We start from the raw sequence: 17,777 nt of genomic DNA on the forward strand, positions 1-17,777 counted from the left end.
CTACGGCTGCAGGCGAGTGGCCGACCAGGCACCCTCGGCGAGTGCGTACTGCAGTCGTCGGTGCATCCGGTCACGGCTGCCGTGCCAGAACTCCACGATGTCGGGCTCGAGACGCCAGGCAACCCACCGTGCCGGCCGGGGGACGTCGTCGCCGGAGTCGTCGAGCAGGTCGTTCGCGTCGTCGATCAGGTCCTGCAGGGTCCGCGGCTCGAGCACGGCCGACTGGTCCGCGATGGCCGTCGCTGCACGGGACTTCGGGGAGCGGTCCGCGAACAGGGCATCGGACTCGGCGTCCGACAGCCGGACCACGTGGCCCTCGAACCGGAGCTGCTGCATCGTCTCGCGCCAGTACGCCTGCAGGGCCGCGTGCGGGTTCTCGGCGAGCTGCCGGCCCTTCGGGCTGTCCTCCGACGTCCCGAAGACCAGTCCGTCCGCCTCGATGCGCTTCACGTCGACCGTGCGAGCGGACACGCGGCCGTCGGCCCCGGCCGTGGCGAGGGTCATCGACAACGGCTCGGAGACCTGTCGGTCCTTCGCCGCGGACAGCCACTCGCGAGCGAGGTCGAGCGGAGACGCCGGCGGGCTGTCGAACTCGGGCAGGTGCAGGGAGTCGTCACCGGAGAGCGGGGCAGAGGACATGCACCCACCCAACCGTGCGCCGGCGGTCGGCGCTCAGGGAGTCCGGCGGTGACGCACCGAACGGGTCACGTGACGTGTCGCCCCGCGGTCCGCCGCATCGCCCGCAGCAGCAGCGGACCCGGCAGTCGCAGCAGCGCCCTCGGCACCAGCGCCCGCACCCCGGCCACCACCCGGACGGTGCGCCGGAAGCGCCGTTCCTCCCGCGGCCCCCACGCGAAGCCGTACGCCGTGCGCACCCGTTCCGGCAGCATCCCCACGGTCACGACGCGGACGAGGGGCATCGCCGCCCGCACCCACAGCGGCGCGAACCGCGGGTGCAGCAGGTCACGGACGACCCCGCGGGCGTCGTCGGTGACCTCGAGCCCCTCCAGCGTCCGCTGCCAGTACCGGTCGAACGCCGCCACCGAGGTCGGCCAACGCTCCTGCGGCACCCGCAGCGCGGTCGCGATCGGGGCGTAGGCGGCGAGGACCTGCTCGGCGCGGGCCGCGGAGACGCGTGTGCCGAACAGCTCGTGCGCCCGCCGGGCGGAGTCGAACAGGGTCGCGGCCACCCAGAGCTGCCGGTCGACGTCGTCGGCGCCGGCGACGGGCCGGTGCGCACGGTTGACGAAGCCGGCAGCGGTCGCCGAGTCGGTCTCCGTGCCGATGACGACGGCGTAGACGAACATCAGAGTGTGGGCGAGCCGCTGCTGGGGTCGCCGGGCGAAGTCCGAGTGCCGTCGGACACCGGCCGCGACGACCGGGTCGGCGATCTGCAGCAGGATGGCGCGGCCGCCCGCGGCCACGGGTGTGCTGTCGGCGAGGAACCGACGCAGGTGACGGTCGTGGACGCGCCCAGCAGGCGGACGGGAGGCACGGCGCGGGTCGTGCGTCGCGCCTCCAGGCCCTGGGGTGCTCACGCTGCACCCCGTCGGCGTCGCGCCCACAGGACGGGCCGCAGGTCCACGGCGATCGCCGCGAGGAGCGCGACTGCGCCGACGACCAGGGCGACGAGTGCGGACGAGGCGTCGGCCGGTGCACCGGTCAGGGCGAGGAGCGTCACGACGAGCCAGATCGCGGGGAGCGGCCAGAGGCGGGTCGGCGATCCGGTGACGACCGCACCGACGACGCCGACGACGAGGAGCGGGACCCAGCGACCACCGGGCTCCGAGCGGGCGGCGAGGTGTGCCGCGGCGGCGATCAGGAGCATCACCGCCACCGCCAGCAGCCGCGCTGCCGAGGGCATGCTGCGGACGCTGGCACGGACTCGTCGGGACACGGCCCGATGCTACCGAGCCGTGTCCCGGGGGGCCTGATCAGCTCAGAGCGGCTTCGTGCCGAGGTCGTTGCCGAGGTCGGCGCGGTCCTCGTCCTGCTCGTTCTCGTGCTCCCACAGGTCGGGCGAGCCCTCGCGCGGGGAGCCACCGGTCGGACCGTCGTCGGAGCCGTCACCGGGTTGCGGCTCCACGGTCTCGCCGGCGACCGCGTCGTTCGTGACCGTCTGCAGGGACTCCTCGGCCTCGTCCGCCTCGTACGGGCCGACGTGCTCACGGTCGATGTCGTCGTCGCGACGCTGCTGGGACTCGAAGTCGTCGACGGGGCTGATGCCGGGGTCGCTCATGGTGGTTCCTTTCCGTTGCGGGCCTCCTGCCTACCCGTCGGCGCTTGGCGGCCGTCCGGTTTCGTGTCGTGTTCACCCGGACGTCACCTGCCGGTCACACCGCCACGGCAGCATCGCCGATGCTCGGGGGAGTGGAGCGCGGTCGCCGACGGGTGGTCGAGCGACCGCGCCTTCCCCGCCCGGGTCGTCCGGGCCGACGCGCTGGCCGCCTGCGCTTTCGTCCCTGGTCCGTTCAGACGCGTTCGAGCAGGTCGCGTTGCTCGACGTCGGCGAGTGCGAGGGTGCGGTAGCCGGCGGACTCGAAGAACACCGTGATGCGGTCCTCTTCCGTGCTCATCACCACGCCCGTGCCCCACTCCGCGTGCTCGACGCGCGCATCCGGCGGCCACGCTTCGTCGTTCGCACCGTCGGCGACGTGTGCAGAGGCGTCGCGGGCCGTGCCGGACGAGCAGGTGTCGCAGTTCCCGCACGGCTCCGGCAGCTCGTCGCCGAAGTAGCCGAGCAGGAACTGCCGGCGGCACCCGGTCGTCTCGGCGAGCTGGCGCATCATCGCGATGCGGGATTCCTCGACCCGTTCCCGTTCGGCGGCACGGTCGGCTGTGGCACGGGCAGCACGGTCGGCGTCCTGCGGGCCGTCCGGCACCCGGGAGACACCGTCGACGTCGTCGCGCAGGGCACCGGCGTCGAGCAGGGCGTTGAGTGCTCGACCGGCGGTGCGGGACGACAGACCAGAGGCCTCCACCAGTGCGGAGCGGGCGATCGAGCCGGTCGCCGGGACGGCATCGAACACGGCCCGGACCGAGGCCGGCCGCGGCGAGCCGGACGCGAAGAACGTGCGCAGGCCGAAGTCCTCGGCGCGGTAGTGCAGGGTGGCGCCCGCCGGTTCGGCATCCCGCCCGGCCCGTCCGATCTCCTGGTAGTAGGCGTCGATCGACTCGGGGACGTCGGCGTGCACGACGTACCGGACGTCGGGCTTGTCGATGCCCATGCCGAAGGCACTCGTCGCGACCACCACGTCGACGCCGCCGTCCAGGAACCCGGTGTGCACGGCCTCGCGCTCCGCCACCGGCATGCCGGCGTGGTACGGCTGCGCACGGCGACCGCGGGCGGCGAGGGCGTCGGCGTACTCCGTGGTCGCGGCGCGGGTGGCGACGTAGACGACCGTGGGCCCGTCGAGCTCGGCGACCTGGTCGACCACGGCCTGGCGCTTCTCGGCGTCCTCGGCGTGCCGGACCACCTCGAGCCGGATGCCGGGACGGTCGAACCCGGAGGCGAGCACGAACGGGTCGCGCATGCCGAGCCGCTCGACGATGTCGTCCCGCACCGGAGCGGAGCCCGTCGCGGTCAGGGCGAGCAGCGGCGGGCGGCCCAGGCGCTCCGCGACCTCGCCGAGCGCCAGGTAGTCCGGTCGGAAGTCGTGGCCCCAGGACGAGATGCAGTGCGCCTCGTCGACGGCGACCAGCGCGACCCCGGCATCGCGGAGGCGCTCGAGCACGTCGTCCTTCACCAGCTGCTCGGGGGCGAGGAACACGTACCCGACCTCGCCCGCGGCGACGGCGTCCCACGCATCGGCGACGTCCCGTGCCTTCTTCGTGGCGTTCAGGGCGACGGCGCGAGGGGCGTCGGGATGGTGCTCGAGCCCGACCACCTGGTCCTCCTGCAGCGCCACGAGCGGGGAGACGACCACGACGAGGCCGTCCAGCCCGAGACCGGCGACCTGGTAGATCGCGGACTTCCCCGATCCGGTGGGCATGACCGCCAGGGCGTCGCGGCGGTCGAGCACCGCGTCGATGACGGACTCCTGGTCGGGGCGGAGCGTCCAGCCGAAGACCTCGGTGGCACGGGTACGGAGTTCGGGTTGCACCGATCCACAGTGCCGAGCGGGACCTCGGGCCGGTCCCAGCGCTGCGCGCAGCGGCTCGTGCGGGTCGAGGCCGACCCGGGCCTGGTTCCCGTGCACCGGCCGTCCACCGAGCAGCGCTAGGCTGCGTGGCGGCCGTTGTCTCGACATCGAGCGACCCTCGATGTGGAGAGCGCGACCGGGAAACCGATGCCGATCGCACGAACCGTGCGGGAAGAAGAACAGCGTGGATCTTTTCGAGTATCAGGCCAGGGACCTCTTCGAGTCCTACGGCGTCCCCGTGTTGCAGGGGATCATCGCCGACACCCCCGAGCAGGCGAAGGCGGCGGCCGAGAAGATCGGTGGCGTCGTGGTCGTCAAGGCGCAGGTGAAGGTCGGCGGTCGCGGCAAGGCCGGCGGCGTGAAGGTCGCGAAGACCCCGGACGAGGCGTTCGAGCACGCGCAGGCGATCCTCGGCCTCGACATCAAGGGCCACACCGTCCAGCGCGTCATGGTCGCCCAGGGTGCCGACATCGCCGAGGAGTTCTACTTCTCCGTGCTGCTCGACCGGGCCAACCGCTCCTACCTCTCGCTGACCAGCGTCGAGGGCGGCATGGAGATCGAGCAGCTCGCCGTCGAGAAGCCCGAGGCGCTCGCCCGGGTCGAGGTCGACCCGCTGACGGGCATCGACAAGGCCGCCGCGCTCGAGATCGCCGCGCAGGCGAACTTCCCGGAGTCGCTCCGCGATCAGGTCGCCGACGTCTTCGTGAAGCTCTACGACGTCTACAAGGGCGAGGACGCGACCCTCGTCGAGGTGAACCCCCTCGTCCGCACCGGCGACGGCCAGATCCTGGCACTCGACGGCAAGGTGTCGCTCGACGAGAACGCCGACTTCCGGCACGAGGGCCACAAGCAGCTCGAGGACACCGCCAGCGAGGACCCGCTCGAGGCCAAGGCGAAGGCCCACGGGCTGAACTACGTCAAGCTCGACGGCCAGGTCGGCGTCATCGGCAACGGCGCGGGGCTCGTCATGTCGACCCTCGACGTCGTCGCCTACGCCGGTGAGCGCCACGGCGGCGTGAAGCCCGCCAACTTCCTCGACATCGGCGGCGGCGCCTCGGCCGAGGTCATGGCCAACGGCCTCGACGTCATCCTCGGCGACCCGCAGGTGAAGAGCGTGTTCGTGAACGTCTTCGGCGGCATCACCGCCTGCGACGCCGTCGCGAACGGCATCGTCGCCGCGCTCGGCATCCTCGGCGACGCGGCGACCAAGCCGCTCGTCGTGCGACTCGACGGCAACAACGTGGAAGAGGGTCGCCGGATCCTGGCGGAGGCAGCGCACCCGCTCGTCACCGTCGCCGCGACCATGGACGATGCGGCCGAGAAGGCCGCCGAACTCGCCGCCGCAGCGGCCTGAAGGGACTGACCATGTCGATCTTCCTCAACAAGGACTCCAAGGTCATCGTCCAGGGCATCACCGGTGGCGAGGGCACGAAGCACACCGCCCTGATGCTCAAGGCCGGCACGAACGTCGTCGGCGGTGTGAACGCCCGCAAGGCCGGAACCACCGTCACCCACGGCGACGTGTCGCTGCCGGTCTTCGGCTCGGTGCGCGAGGCCATCGACACCACCGGTGCCGACGTCTCGATCGTCTTCGTCCCGCCGGCGTTCGCGAAGGACGCCGTGACAGAGGCCATCGACGCCGAGATCCCGCTCGTCGTCGTCATCACCGAGGGCATCCCCGTGCAGGACTCGGCCGAGTTCTGGGCGCACGCCAAGGCGAAGGGCGGCACGACCCGGATCATCGGGCCGAACTGCCCCGGCATCATCACCCCGGGGGAGTCCCTCGTCGGCATCACCCCGGCGACGATCACCGGCAAGGGCCCGATCGGGCTCGTCTCGAAGTCCGGCACCCTGACCTACCAGATGATGTACGAGCTCCGTGACCTGGGCTTCTCGACCGCCATCGGCATCGGCGGCGACCCGGTCATCGGCACCACGCACATCGACGCGCTCGCCGCGTTCGAGGCCGACCCCAGCACCTCGGCCATCGTGATGATCGGCGAGATCGGTGGCGACGCGGAAGAGCGCGCCGCCGAGTTCATCAAGGCGCACGTCACCAAGCCGGTCGTCGGCTACGTCGCGGGCTTCACCGCTCCCGAGGGCAAGACGATGGGCCACGCCGGCGCGATCGTGTCCGGTTCGGCCGGCACCGCCGAGGCGAAGAAGCAGGCGCTCGAGGCCGCCGGCGTCAAGGTCGGCAAGACGCCGTCCGAGACCGCCGCGCTGCTGCGCGAGGTCGTCGCCGCTCGCTAGTGACCAGCGCCCGGCAGACGGTCGGGAGGAAGCCGGGAGGCTCGGTGCGGGTTCCGCGCCGAGCCTCCCGTCGTTCCGGCTGCGGCTCACGTATCCTCGCTGCGATGAACCGCCTGGGAACCGCTCTGCTCGCCGCGATCGAGGCGATCGTGACGGTCGGCGTCGGCATCGGGATCGCCCTCGTGCCCCTGACACTGCTCTGGGGGTTCGAGTACGGCCTGCAGGTCGACTGGGACGTGTTCTGGAAGGCCACCGGCAGCGTGTGGCTCGTCGGGCACGGCGTCGACGTCTCGTTCCTGCTCGGGTCCGCACTCGCCGAGAGCACCGGGGTCAGCGGCGCCGCTGACCCCATCCACGTGACCCTCGCGGCCCTCGGGTTCGCGGTCGTGACGGCCTGGCTCGGCGCCCGCGCCGGACGTCGGTTCGCCGAGACGGAGCACCGCACCACCGGGCTGCTGGTCGGGACCGCCGCCGTCGCGCTCCTCGGTCTGGCCGTCGCGCTGTCGTCGACCTCCGCCGCCACCCGCCCCACGCTCTGGCAGGCCGTGGTGCTGCCGGCGCTCTGGTTCGGGATCCCCGCACTCGCCGCCTCCGAGGTCTGCCGTCGTCGCCGTGACCTGCCCGCCGACGCCGGCACCCAGCGCGTCATCGACCTGGTGGACCGCATCCCCGCCGTGTGGCGGTCCGTCGCCGGGTTCGGCCTGCGCGCCGGGACCGCCGCGACCGCCGTGGTCGTCGGGGTGGCCGCGGTGCTGGTCGGTCTGCTGCTCTTCACCTCGTTCGCCGAGGTCATCACCCTGTACGAGCAGTCGCACGCCGGGGTCATCGGCGGCGTCGCGCTCACCGTCGGGCAGCTCGCGTTCCTGCCGGACTTCGTCGGGTGGGCGACCTCGTGGCTGATCGGCCCCGGGTTCGCCATCGGCACCGGGTCGAGCGTGTCCCCGATCGCCACGACCCTGGGCCCCATCCCCGGTCTGCCGGTCTTCGGCGCGTTGCCGACCTCCGGTCACACCTTCGGGCTCGTCTGGATCCTCGTGCCGGTCATCGCGGGGTTCGCGATCGGCGGCTCGATGCGACCGCGGTTGGTGCGGGCGCTGGGTGCCGCCGACTCCGCGCTGCACCGTGCACTCGGTGGTGTCGTCGCAGGACTCGTGGCCGGTGTGCTCACGGGGCTGATCGCCTGGGTGTCGTCCGGTTCGTTCGGCCCCGGGCGCCTGGCCGACGTCGGCCCGGACGCCCTGGCGGTCGGTGGGTTCGCCGCACTCGAGGTCGGCCTGCCGGCGATCATCGCCCTCGCCGCGGGCAGTGACCTGGTCCGGCTGCCGGAGAGCGGATGGACGCGGGAGCGCTGGACCGAGGCCGACGATCCCGACGATGACCGCGACACGGCGCGCGCCGGGGTCGACCTCGGCGAGGGTTCCCTGCTCGCCGCGCTCGACCAGGCCGGTGCCGGGCGCACCACCGACGTGCACCGCTTCGTGGTCGAGGAGTCCCACGACGGGTCGACCGGTGCACGGCCCCGCGCGACGACCGAACGCCCGACCGGGCCGGTCAGCAGCGAGCCCGTCCGCAGCGCGTCGATCGGCAGCGAGCCGGCCGAGACGGCACCCGCACAGCCCGCCTCCGCACCCGCACCCACGCCCGACGCACCGCGCGACCACGACACCGACCACGACGTCGAGCTCCCCGACTGGGCGAAGACCGATGCGGTGGCCGCTGACCGCCTGACCGCCGAGCCCGAACCGGAGCGCCGCAGTGCCGGGCGAGCAGCCCTGGGTGGCCTCCGCGACCGCCTGGCCGGTGCGGCCGAAGGTGTCCGAGGACGAGCCGGTGCACTCCGCGACCGCGTGACCGGCTCCGATGCCGAGCCCCAGCGCCCCGGCTCCGAGCGGCCCGCAGCGCCCGCCCCGGCAGCTGCACCCACCCCGGTACCGACCGACGCCCAGCCCGCGTTCCCGTGGAGCACCGAGGAGTTCGTCGCCGGCCGGGATGACGTGGACGAGACGGCGGAGGCGGACCGCGTGGACGTCGCGCCGGACACGCGTGCGCCCGCCTCGAGGCCGGCGGAGCAGTCCCGCCCGACGAAGTGGGACGTCACCGACCAGATCCCCGAGGACGAGCTGCCCTGGTGGCGGCAGCCGAAGGGCGACCGGTAACAGCGCCCGTCGACGCCGCGGCTCCCGGTAGGGTTGGTGCCGTGCTCGAACTGGTCGTCCTGATCTCCGGTACCGGGTCGAACCTCCGAGCCCTGCTCGAAGCGACCTTCGACGCCGAGTACCCCGCCCGTGTCGTCGCCATCGGTGCCGACCGTGACGCCGAGGGCCTCGGCCTGGGCGAGGAGTTCTCGATCCCGACCTTCACGGTGCCGTTCACCCGCTACGACTCGCGCGCCGAGTGGGGCCAGGCCCTGGCGGAGCAGATCCGCCCGTGGTCGCCCGACCTGCTCGTGCTCTCCGGCCTGATGCGCCTGCTGCCCCCGGCCGTGGTGTCCGAGTTCGCCCCGGGGATCATCAACACCCACCCGGCGTACCTGCCGGAGTTCCCCGGTGCCCACGGCGTACGGGATGCCCTGGCCGCCGGGGTCACCGAGACCGGCGCGAGCGTCATCGCGGTCGACGACGGCGTCGACACGGGGCCGATCCTCGCGCAGGAGCGCATCCCGGTGCTGCCGGGTGACACGGAGTCGACGCTGCACGACCGCATCAAGCCGGTCGAGCGCCGCCTGCTCATCCAGACCATCCTCGACATCGCCAACGGCACCACCGACCTGAAGGGCACCCCGAGCGCATGAGCGTGCACGCAGCCGACCCCAGCCTCTACCGCGACCGTGACGTGGTCCCGGTCCGCCGTGCACTGATCTCGGTGAGCGACAAGTCCGGCCTGCTCGAGCTCGCCGGCGCCCTGGCCGACTCCGGGGTCGAGATCGTGTCGACCGGCTCCACCGCGCAGACCATCCGTGACGCCGGCTACGCCGTCACCGACGTCGCGAGCGTCACCGGGTTCCCCGAGTCGCTCGACGGCCGGGTGAAGACCCTGCACCCGTCGGTGCACGCCGGCCTGCTCGCCGACCTGCGGCTCGAGTCGCACGAGCAGCAGCTCGCCGACCTCGACATCGCGCCGTTCGAGCTCGTCGTCGTGAACCTCTACCCGTTCGTCGAGACCGTGGCGTCGGGTGCCGACACCGCGACCGTGGTCGAGAACGTCGACATCGGCGGCCCCGCGATGGTCCGCGCCTCGGCGAAGAACCACCCGAACGTGGCGATCGTCGTGTCCCCGGCGTCCTACCCCGAGGTCGTCGAGGCCGTGCGGGCCGGCGGCACGACGCTCGAGCTCCGGAAGCGCCTCGCCGCCCAGGCCTTCGCGCACACCGCCGCCTACGACACCGCGGTGGCGTCCTACTTCGCGAGCGACGTCGTCACCGCCGCTGCGGCCCCGACGACCGCCGGCGACATCCGGACCCCCGGTGCGTTCGACGAGCACCTGGCGGCCGAGGCCGAGCTGTCGGCGACCCTGCGCTACGGCGAGAACGCCCACCAGGCCGCGGCGCTCTACACGACGTCGGACGGCACCGGCATCGCGCAGGCGACGCAGCTGCACGGCAAGGAGATGTCGTACAACAACTACGTCGACGCCGACGCAGCGGTCCGTGCGGCCTTCGACTTCGACGAGCCCGCCGTCGCGATCATCAAGCACGCCAACCCGTGCGGCATCGCGATCGCCCCGGCCGACTCCGCCGACCCGATCGCCTCGGCCCACGCCGCCGCGCACGCCTGCGACCCGCTCTCGGCGTTCGGCGGGGTCATCGCCGCGAACCGCCCGGTCACCGTGGCCATGGCCGAGACCGTGAAGGACATCTTCACCGAGGTCGTCGTCGCCCCCGGGTTCGACCCCGAGGCGCTCGAGATCCTGTCGCGCAAGAAGAACATCCGCCTGCTCACGCTGCCGGCCGACTTCGCGCTCGCCGACCGCGAGGTCAAGCAGATCTCCGGCGGGTTCCTGGTGCAGGACGCCGACCGCTTCACGGGCTTCGACCAGGCCACCTGGACCCTCGTCGCCGGCGAGCCCGCCGACGAGCAGACCCTCGCCGACCTGGCCTTCGCGTGGCGGGCGAGCCGTTCGGTGAAGTCGAACGCCATCCTGCTGGCGAACCAGGGCGCGAGTGTCGGTGTCGGGATGGGCCAGGTCAACCGGGTCGACTCCTGCCACCTCGCGGTGAACCGTGCCGGTGACCGCGCGACCGGCAGTGTCGCGGCGTCGGACGCGTTCTTCCCGTTCGCCGATGGCCTGCAGGTGCTGCTCGACGCCGGTGTCCGCGCGGTGGCGCAGCCCGGTGGCAGCGTCCGCGACGACGAGGTCATCGCCGCGGCGAAGGCCGCCGGCGTCACGATGTACTTCACGAGCGAGCGCCACTTCTTCCACTGATGTGAACAATCGGTGGCGAACCATTGCGCGCCATGAGTCACTGTGAATAGTCTGTAAGGCTCCGCGGCAGGCAGCCGACGATCCCTCGGGACCGGCGGCACCGCGGACACAACGGTGACGAAGACGACGACTGGAGTGACGATGGACAACATGACCGGAACCGTGGCGACGGCCGCCCGTGCAGGTCTCGTGTCCGTCGTGGGGACCACTCCCGCACGGCGATCCCTGATCGCACCGCGGCCCCGCGCCGCGGCCGCCGTCTAGTCGGGCCGTTCCCACGGCCCCGCGGCGCAGCAGCACCGGCGTCCGCGAACCACCCGCCTGAACCCGGGGGACGACTGTCCCTCGGTGCCTCCGGCCCGACCGACGTCATGCGAGTGACGGCGGAGACGCGACCACGCGCCCGGCCGATGATCACCACGCAACGCCACACCGAGCCTCCAGGCCGAAGCCGTGCGACGCGAGCAAGCAAGCAGCAAGCAAGCAAGCAGCAGCGAGCAAGCACCGCGCAGCGCGACCCGGGGACCCGGCAGACGCATGAGGACGCAACGCATGTCCAAGTCGCCCACCACGGCGCGCCCGTCCACCTTCCGCGCGATCGCGCGGATCTACCCCTACGTGAAGCCCTACCAGGGGCGCCTCATCGGCGGCATGGCCGCAGCGATGGGAGCCTCCCTGGTGGCGCTCGCAATCCCCTACGTGCTGCAGTGGCTCGTCGACGGTCCGCTGTCGTCGCGCGACTCGGCGCAGATCTGGCCCGCCGGGCTCGGGGTGCTCGCCCTCGGTGTGCTCGAGGCGTTCTTCATCGCCTCGCGCCGCCGGCTGGTGATGCGCCCCTCGACCCGCATCGAGACCAGCATGCGCAACTCGCTCTACGCGAAGCTGCAGGACCTGCCGGTCGCGTTCCACGACCGCTGGGAGTCCGGGCAGCTGCTGTCCCGTTCCGTGTCGGACCTGTCGCTGATCCGGCGCTGGCTGGCCTTCGGGGTCGTCCTGCTCGTCGTGAACATCGTGACGATCGTCGTCGGCTTCGTCGTGCTGTTCACCTTCGGCTGGATCCTCGGGCTGATCTTCCTGATCGCCTCGATCCCGCTGTGGATCAACGGCCTGCTGTTCGAGCGCCGGTACTCCGCCGTCGCACGCCGCAGCCAGGACCAGGTCGGTGACCTCGCCACGAGCGTCGAGCAGTCGGTGCACGGCATCCGCGTGCTCAAGGCGTTCGGACGCGGCGGCGCGAAGCTCGAGGAGTTCAGCGAGCAGGCCGAGGCGCTGCGCGGCACCGAGATCAAGAAGGCGAAGGCCATCGCGGGCATCTGGCTCTGGCTGCTGCTCGTGCCGGACGTCGCGTTCGCCCTGTGCCTGCTCGCCGGCATCTGGCTGGCGTCGCAGGGGCAGCTCAGCGTCGGCCAGCTGTTCGCGTTCTTCGCGACGGCGACGGTGCTGCGGTTCCCGATCGAGTCGATCGGCTTCCTGCTCTCGATGACGTTCGACACCCGCACGGCGGTCGACCGCTTCTTCGAGGTCATGGACTCCGAGAACACCATCACGGACCCGGAGCACCCGAAGACGATCGCCCAGCCGCACGGCGCCCTGTCGTTCAACGGCGTGCACTTCCGGTACCAGGACTCCGCACCGCAGTACCCGGACCTGATCAACGGCGTCGAACTGCAGCTGCAGCCGGGCGAGACCATGGCGCTCGTCGGGCTCACCGGCTGCGGCAAGACGACGCTGCTCTCGCTCGTGCCGCGTCTGTACGACGTGACGGGCGGCTCAGTGACGATCGACGGGGTCGACATCCGCGACCTCACCCGCGAGGAACTGCGCCGGCACGTCGGCGTCGCCTTCGAGGACGCCACCCTGTTCTCGTCGACCGTGCGTGAGAACGTGCTCCTCGGGCGACCGGACGTGCAGGGTGCCGAGGCCGAGGCGCTCATGCGCGAGGCGCTCGACATCGCGCAGGCGTCCTTCGTGGACGACCTGCCCGACGGCGTCGACACCCGGGTCGGTGAAGAGGGGCTGTCGCTGTCCGGTGGCCAGCGCCAGCGCCTGGCACTCGCCCGCGCGATCGCCGCCCGGCCGTCGGTGCTCGTGCTCGACGACCCGCTGTCGGCGCTCGACGTCGACACCGAGGCGCGGGTCGAGGCGGGCCTGCGCCGCGTGCTCGCCGACACCACGTCGCTCATCGTGGCGCACCGTCCGTCGACGGTGACGCTGGCCGACCGGGTCGCCCTGATGGAGAACGGCGTCGTCACGGCCGTCGGGACCCACCACGAGCTGATGGCCACCAACGAGCACTACCGCTACGTCATCTCGTCGCTCGACGACGACGACGCGACCGCACGACAGGAGGCGATGGCATGAGCCAGCAGACCGACCAGAACCTGCCGGGAGGCACGGCGTCCGTCCCGCAGGAAGCTCCGGACGAGCAGGCTGCCGCCCCCGTCACCGCCTCGATCACCACCATGGGCGTGCGCGGCGAGGAGCGTGAGGACTTCACGAAGGCCGAGAGCAAGCGCCTGCGGCGCCGGTCCCTCGCCCTGCTCGGGTCCCTCGCCGCACCGCTGAAGCTCCGGCTGGTGCTGCTCGGCATCGTGGTCGTGGTCTCGACCGCCGGCACCGTCGCGGGTCCGGCGCTCATCGCGTGGGGCATCGACAACGCCCTGCCCGCGGTGATGGACCAGAACGACTGGGTGCCGGCGTTCGGCGTCGTCGCGACGTACATCGTCGTGGCCGTCCTCGGTGCGGTGCTGACGGCCTGGTACACGGTGCTCGCGGCACGGATCAGCCAGGCGATCCTGTTCGACCTGCGCAAGCGGGTGTTCCTCCACACGCAGCGGCTCTCGCTCGAGTTCCACGAGACCTACACGTCGGGCCGGATCATCTCGCGCCAGACGAGTGACCTCGACTCGATCCGCGAGCTGCTCGACTCCGGGCTGAACCAGCTGATCCAGGGCGTGCTGTACATGGTGTTCACCGCCGTGGCCCTGGTGCTGCTCGACCCGACGTCCGGGCTCGTGCTCGCGGTGTCGCTCGTGCCGCTCTGGTTCCTGATCCGCTGGTTCCAGACGAACTCGCAGACGCTGTTCCGCGCCACCCGCGTCACCTCGGCGCGCGTGATCGTGCACTTCGTCGAGACGATGACGGGCATCCGAGCGGTGCAGGCGTTCCGCAAGGAGTCCCGCAACCGTGACGAGTACGGCGGCTTCGTCGAGGACTACCGGGTGGCGAACACGAAGGTGTTCAACCTGTTCGGCACGTTCGACCCGGTGCTCGTGCTCATCGGCAACGCGACGCTGGCCGCGGTCGTCATCGTCGGTGGTTTCCGGATCGTCGGCGGGACGCTCGAGGTCGGTGCGCTGCTCGCGGTCGCGCTGTACGCCAAGCGCTTCTTCGACCCGGCGCAGGAACTCGCGATGTTCTACAACGGGTACCAGTCGGCCTCGGCGGCGATGGAGAAGATCTCCGGCGTCCTCGAGGAACGGCCGAGCGTGCCGGACCCCGTGAAGCCCACCCGTCTGGCGGACGCCACCGGGAAGATGGACTTCGACGAGGTCGTCTTCGCCTACAACAAGGGCAAGGTCGTGCTGCCGGAGTTCGACCTGCACATCCCGTCGGGGCAGACCATCGCCCTCGTCGGGTCCACCGGTGCCGGCAAGTCGACGCTCGCCAAGCTCATGGCGCGCTTCTACGACCCGACGCAGGGCTCGGTCAAGCTCGACGGCGTGGACCTGCGCGACCTCGACACGAAGGACATGCGCCGCGCGATCGTCATGGTCACGCAAGAGGCGTACCTGTTCTCCGGCACCGTCGCGGACAACATCGCGCTCGGCAAGCCCGGTGCGTCTCGCGAGGAGATCGAGGCGAGCGCCAAGGCCGTCGGCGCGCACGAGTTCATCATGGCGCTGCCCGACGGGTACGACACCGACGTGAACAAGCGCGGTGGCCGTGTCTCGGCGGGCCAGCGGCAGCTGCTCTCGTTCGCGCGGGCGTTCATCGCGGACCCGAAGGTGCTCATCCTCGACGAGGCCACGGCGTCGCTCGACATCCCCTCGGAGCGACTGGTGCAAGAGGGCCTGGAGACCCTGCTCGCCGACCGCACCGCGGTGATCATCGCGCACCGCCTGTCCACCGTCGCGATCGCCCACCGGGTGCTCGTGATGGAACACGGCCGGATCGTCGAGGACGGCACCCCCGCCGACCTCATCGCCGGCACCGGACGGTTCGCCCAGCTGCACGCGGCCTGGCGCGACTCGCTCGTCTAGGCCCCGATCGGGCTGCACCACGTGGTTGGCTTGCTCCATGAGCAACGACAGCGTGGTGCAGCCCGGCGGCGTCGCCCTGCACGACCCCTTCTACGGTGCCCCCTTCACCGAGGCCGTCCGACGGTTCTGGCGGAAGTACACCGTGTTCACCGGACGGGCATCGCGCGCCGAGTTCTGGTGGTGGTGGCTGACGTCGTTCGCGATCGGACTCGTGCTGCAGCTCGTGCCGCAGGTGTTCACGCCGGACTCCCCGGCGCTCGAGAACCCCGTCGGCTCGTACCTGTTCATGCTGTGGGTGCTCGCGACGCTCATCGGGTCGCTCGCGCTCGGCGCCCGACGGCTGCACGACGCGAACCTGTCCGGCTTCTGGCAGTTCCTGCACGTGCTGCCGGGCCTCGGCTCGCTCATCGTGTACGTGCTGTGCCTGCTGCCCGCGAACCCGAAGGGTGCGCGCTTCGACCGCTGAGGCCGACCTGCGTGGCGCGAGGTCAGAACGGGTCGTCCGCGTCCGTGCTGGGTGACCAGCGCGCACGACGCATGTCGAGCCTCCAGGCCGACGTCCCCTGCACGAGCGGCGTCCCCTCGACGCGGTAGTGCTCGAGTGCCCGGGCCTCGTGGTGGAGCGGCGGGTGCCCGCCCGCCCGCACCACGCGCCACCACGGCAGGTCGGCGCCCTCGTGCGCCATCACCTTGCCGACGGCACGCGACGCCCGCGACCCGAGGGCTGCGGCGACGTCGCCGTACGTCATGACGTGACCCGGCGGGATCATCCGCACCACCTCGGCGACGGCGGCGCCGAAGTCGACGGTGTCATCGTCGGATGCCACGTCGTCGGAGGGCACGGCGTCGGAGAGCGCTAGAGCGTCAGGACCGCGAAGTGGTCACCGTACTGGGTCTCGCGCACGACCTCGAAGCCCACGGCGCGGAAGAACGCCTCGGGGCTGTCGTCACCGCCCGGCTCGTACACGACCGTCAGCCGCTCGAACCCGCGGCTGCGTGCCTCGTCCGCCAGGCCGTGCACGGCGAAGCGACCGACGCCCCGGCCCTGCGCGCTCGCCGCCACGTTGACGCGCCAGATGCAGCTGCGCAGCTCTTCCTGCGCGTTGTCGGCGTCGAACGAACCGATGATCAGTCCGAGGACCTCGTCGTCGTCGAGGACGACACGGGTCCACGCGGAGCTCGGCTTGACGTCGGACTCGGCGACCCCGTAGGTGGTCGGCTGCACGAACTGTTCCTGGCCCGGCTTGAGCGTCAGGGAGTTGGCCGCGGCAGCGGTCTTCGCGGAGAGTTCTTCCAGGCGCAGGTCGGACATGCGGCCAGGCTAACGGTGCAGACCGTGCGGAAGCCAGAGACGACGGCAGACCGAGACCGCACCGTTGCCGCGGTATGGTCGCGGCATGGCAGAGCATCGACGCGGAGCGAACCTCCCGTCGATCGGCGGGTTCAACCGCACCGTGGTCCTCGACGCCGTCCGCCGCTCACCCGACGGCCTGAGCCGCGTCGAACTCGCAGCCCGCACCGGACTGAGCGCGCAGACCGTGTCGAACGTCACCCGGTTCCTGATCGAGGCCGGCATGATCGTCGAGTCCGGCACCGTCGTGTCCGGTCGCGGCAAGCCCCGCACGATCCTGCGGCTCGAACCGGGCAGCCGGTACGCGGTCGGCGTGCACGTCGACCCGGCCGTCGTCACCTACGTGCTGCTCGACCTCGCCGGCACCGTCGTCGCCGCGTCCACCACCTCGACCCCCACGGCCGACGACCCGTCCGAGGTGGTGCGCACCATCGCCTCGGCCGTCGACGGGCTCGTCGCCGACGCCGGGGTGGCCGTCGACAGCGTGCTCGGAGTCGGGATCGCGAGTCCCGGACCCATCGACGTCGAGGCGGGCATCGTGGTCGACCCGCCGTTCCTGCCCCGGTGGCGGGACGTGCCGCTGCGCGATGCGCTCGCCGAGGCCACCGGGTACCCGGTCCTGCTCGAGAAGGACGTCACGGCTGCCGCGGTCGGCGAGATGTTCCTGGCGGGGGAGTCCTCGGCCCGGAACTTCGCGTTCGTGTACTTCGGCACCGGGTTCGGCGTCGGGCTCGTCGTCGACCACGAACCCGTGCGCGGGGTGGGGTCCAACGCGGGCGACGCCGGGCACATCATGGTCGACCAGGGGTCGCTCGCGGGCACCCCGGACGGCTCGGGCACGCGCGGCGAGGTCGGTGCAGCCGTCGCGCCGGACCGGCTGGTGCGGATCGCCCGGTCGCGGGGGCTCGGGTTGTCGGGCGGCGGCGCGGTCGCCGATGCCGATGCAGACGCCGCCGATGTCGACGCTGTGAACGCCGCGTGGGACGAACTCGCCGTGGCGATCGCGGACGGGGACGACACCGCCGTCACGCTCGCGGCCGATGCCGGCACCGTCATGGGCAACGCCGTCGTCCTCATCGTGAACCTGCTCGACATCGACCGCGTGGTGTTCGGCGGCCCGTTCTGGTCGCGCATCGCGAGTGCTGCTCTGCCGGCCGCGCGGACCGCCATCGTCGGGTCGCCGTTGCTCGTGCCGAAGCACGCCGTGCAGGTGGTGGAGAGCGACCGCGGTGCCGACGTCGCCGCCGTGGGTGCCGCCTGCCTGGTGCTCGACGCCGCGCTCTCGCCACGGGCCAGCACCCTGCTGATCCGGCGCTGAGTCCGCACGCCGCGTCGTACCCGCCTCGG

General features: G+C 71.9%; 16 protein-coding genes. 9 read left to right on the plus strand and 7 right to left on the minus strand.

Annotated features, from left to right (window positions below):
• The 5 genes from DEJ35_RS01295 to DEJ35_RS01310 all read right to left on the minus strand — a co-directional run bounded on the left by DEJ35_RS01295 (position 1) and on the right by DEJ35_RS01310 (position 4,103).
• On the minus strand, positions 1 to 639 hold the full coding sequence (locus DEJ35_RS01295) for a pyridoxal 5'-phosphate synthase (protein WP_110859539.1): 639 nt from the start codon (positions 637 to 639) through the stop codon (positions 1 to 3).
• Between the two features lie 65 nt (positions 640 to 704).
• Positions 705 to 1,538, minus strand: a complete 834-nt coding sequence (locus tag DEJ35_RS01300; protein WP_181420024.1) for an oxygenase MpaB family protein — start codon at positions 1,536 to 1,538, stop codon at positions 705 to 707.
• Positions 1,535 to 1,897 carry a hypothetical protein gene (locus tag DEJ35_RS17110; protein ID WP_181435465.1) on the minus strand — a complete coding sequence of 121 codons (363 nt, stop codon included), beginning with the start codon at positions 1,895 to 1,897 and terminating at the stop codon, positions 1,535 to 1,537. The genes DEJ35_RS01300 and DEJ35_RS17110 overlap by 4 nt, the downstream gene beginning before the upstream one ends.
• A 42-nt stretch (positions 1,898 to 1,939) precedes the next feature.
• A complete protein-coding gene (locus tag DEJ35_RS01305) occupies positions 1,940 to 2,239 on the minus strand; it encodes a hypothetical protein (RefSeq protein ID WP_110859541.1) in 300 nt (99 codons plus the stop codon).
• A gap of 232 nt (positions 2,240 to 2,471) precedes the next feature.
• Positions 2,472 to 4,103 (minus strand): RecQ family ATP-dependent DNA helicase, encoded by a 1,632-nt coding sequence (locus DEJ35_RS01310; protein WP_111191907.1) that lies wholly within the window; start codon positions 4,101 to 4,103, stop codon positions 2,472 to 2,474.
• Positions 4,104 to 4,326: 223 nt separating this feature from the next.
• Here DEJ35_RS01310 and sucC point away from each other — a divergent pair, with 223 nt between their 5' ends.
• From sucC to DEJ35_RS01350, 8 genes are all read left to right on the plus strand, one after another.
• Positions 4,327 to 5,496 (plus strand): ADP-forming succinate--CoA ligase subunit beta, encoded by a 1,170-nt coding sequence (sucC, locus tag DEJ35_RS01315; RefSeq protein WP_110859542.1) that lies wholly within the window; start codon positions 4,327 to 4,329, stop codon positions 5,494 to 5,496.
• 11 nt (positions 5,497 to 5,507) lie between these two features.
• Entirely contained in the window at positions 5,508 to 6,395 is an 888-nt protein-coding gene (gene sucD, locus DEJ35_RS01320) for a succinate--CoA ligase subunit alpha (RefSeq protein WP_111090930.1), read from the plus strand.
• A gap of 104 nt (positions 6,396 to 6,499) precedes the next feature.
• A complete protein-coding gene (locus DEJ35_RS01325; protein ID WP_111191895.1) occupies positions 6,500 to 8,551 on the plus strand; it encodes a DUF6350 family protein in 2,052 nt (683 codons plus the stop codon).
• Positions 8,552 to 8,592: 41 nt separating this feature from the next.
• A complete protein-coding gene (gene purN / locus DEJ35_RS01330; RefSeq protein WP_071404669.1) occupies positions 8,593 to 9,186 on the plus strand; it encodes a phosphoribosylglycinamide formyltransferase in 594 nt (197 codons plus the stop codon).
• Entirely contained in the window at positions 9,183 to 10,817 is a 1,635-nt protein-coding gene (gene purH, locus DEJ35_RS01335) for a bifunctional phosphoribosylaminoimidazolecarboxamide formyltransferase/IMP cyclohydrolase (protein ID WP_110859545.1), read from the plus strand. Before purN ends, purH begins: the two co-directional genes overlap by 4 nt.
• Positions 10,818 to 11,369: 552 nt before the next feature.
• Positions 11,370 to 13,178, plus strand: a complete 1,809-nt coding sequence (locus DEJ35_RS01340) for an ABC transporter ATP-binding protein (protein WP_110859546.1) — start codon at positions 11,370 to 11,372, stop codon at positions 13,176 to 13,178.
• 101 nt (positions 13,179 to 13,279) lie between these two features.
• On the plus strand, positions 13,280 to 15,079 hold the full coding sequence (locus tag DEJ35_RS01345) for an ABC transporter ATP-binding protein (protein WP_110859571.1): 1,800 nt from the start codon (positions 13,280 to 13,282) through the stop codon (positions 15,077 to 15,079).
• Between the two features lie 37 nt (positions 15,080 to 15,116).
• Positions 15,117 to 15,545, plus strand: a complete 429-nt coding sequence (locus DEJ35_RS01350) for a DUF805 domain-containing protein (RefSeq protein ID WP_110859547.1) — start codon at positions 15,117 to 15,119, stop codon at positions 15,543 to 15,545.
• A 22-nt stretch (positions 15,546 to 15,567) separates the two neighbouring features.
• Here the strand turns inward: DEJ35_RS01350 and DEJ35_RS01355 are convergent, their stop codons facing one another.
• Both DEJ35_RS01355 and DEJ35_RS01360 read right to left on the minus strand, forming a co-directional pair.
• Complete coding sequence (locus DEJ35_RS01355; RefSeq protein ID WP_111191908.1) at positions 15,568 to 15,906, minus strand: MGMT family protein; 339 nt, start codon at positions 15,904 to 15,906, stop codon at positions 15,568 to 15,570.
• A gap of 29 nt (positions 15,907 to 15,935) precedes the next feature.
• A complete protein-coding gene (locus DEJ35_RS01360) occupies positions 15,936 to 16,391 on the minus strand; it encodes a GNAT family N-acetyltransferase (RefSeq protein ID WP_027466669.1) in 456 nt (151 codons plus the stop codon).
• Between the two features lie 85 nt (positions 16,392 to 16,476).
• Here DEJ35_RS01360 and DEJ35_RS01365 point away from each other — a divergent pair, with 85 nt between their 5' ends.
• Entirely contained in the window at positions 16,477 to 17,748 is a 1,272-nt protein-coding gene (locus tag DEJ35_RS01365) for an ROK family transcriptional regulator (protein WP_110859548.1), read from the plus strand.
• The last annotated feature ends 29 nt before the right edge of the window (positions 17,749 to 17,777 follow it).

Source organism: Curtobacterium sp. MCPF17_051 (assembly GCF_003234595.1).
Taxonomy (GTDB): Bacteria; Actinomycetota; Actinomycetes; order Actinomycetales; family Microbacteriaceae; genus Curtobacterium; species Curtobacterium flaccumfaciens.

Coding starts and splice junctions, on each gene's coding strand:
- DEJ35_RS01295 (WP_110859539.1), bottom strand. CDS start 639: ATGTCCTCTGCCCCGCTCTCCGGTGACGACTCCCTGCACCTGCCCGAG.
- DEJ35_RS01305 (WP_110859541.1), bottom strand. CDS start 2,239: ATGAGCGACCCCGGCATCAGCCCCGTCGACGACTTCGAGTCCCAGCAG.
- sucD (WP_111090930.1), top strand. CDS start 5,508: ATGTCGATCTTCCTCAACAAGGACTCCAAGGTCATCGTCCAGGGCATC.
- DEJ35_RS01325 (WP_111191895.1), top strand. CDS start 6,500: ATGAACCGCCTGGGAACCGCTCTGCTCGCCGCGATCGAGGCGATCGTG.
- purH (WP_110859545.1), top strand. CDS start 9,183: ATGAGCGTGCACGCAGCCGACCCCAGCCTCTACCGCGACCGTGACGTG.
- DEJ35_RS01340 (WP_110859546.1), top strand. CDS start 11,370: ATGTCCAAGTCGCCCACCACGGCGCGCCCGTCCACCTTCCGCGCGATC.
- DEJ35_RS01345 (WP_110859571.1), top strand. CDS start 13,280: ATGGGCGTGCGCGGCGAGGAGCGTGAGGACTTCACGAAGGCCGAGAGC.
- DEJ35_RS01350 (WP_110859547.1), top strand. CDS start 15,117: ATGAGCAACGACAGCGTGGTGCAGCCCGGCGGCGTCGCCCTGCACGAC.
- DEJ35_RS01360 (WP_027466669.1), bottom strand. CDS start 16,391: ATGTCCGACCTGCGCCTGGAAGAACTCTCCGCGAAGACCGCTGCCGCG.
- DEJ35_RS01365 (WP_110859548.1), top strand. CDS start 16,477: ATGGCAGAGCATCGACGCGGAGCGAACCTCCCGTCGATCGGCGGGTTC.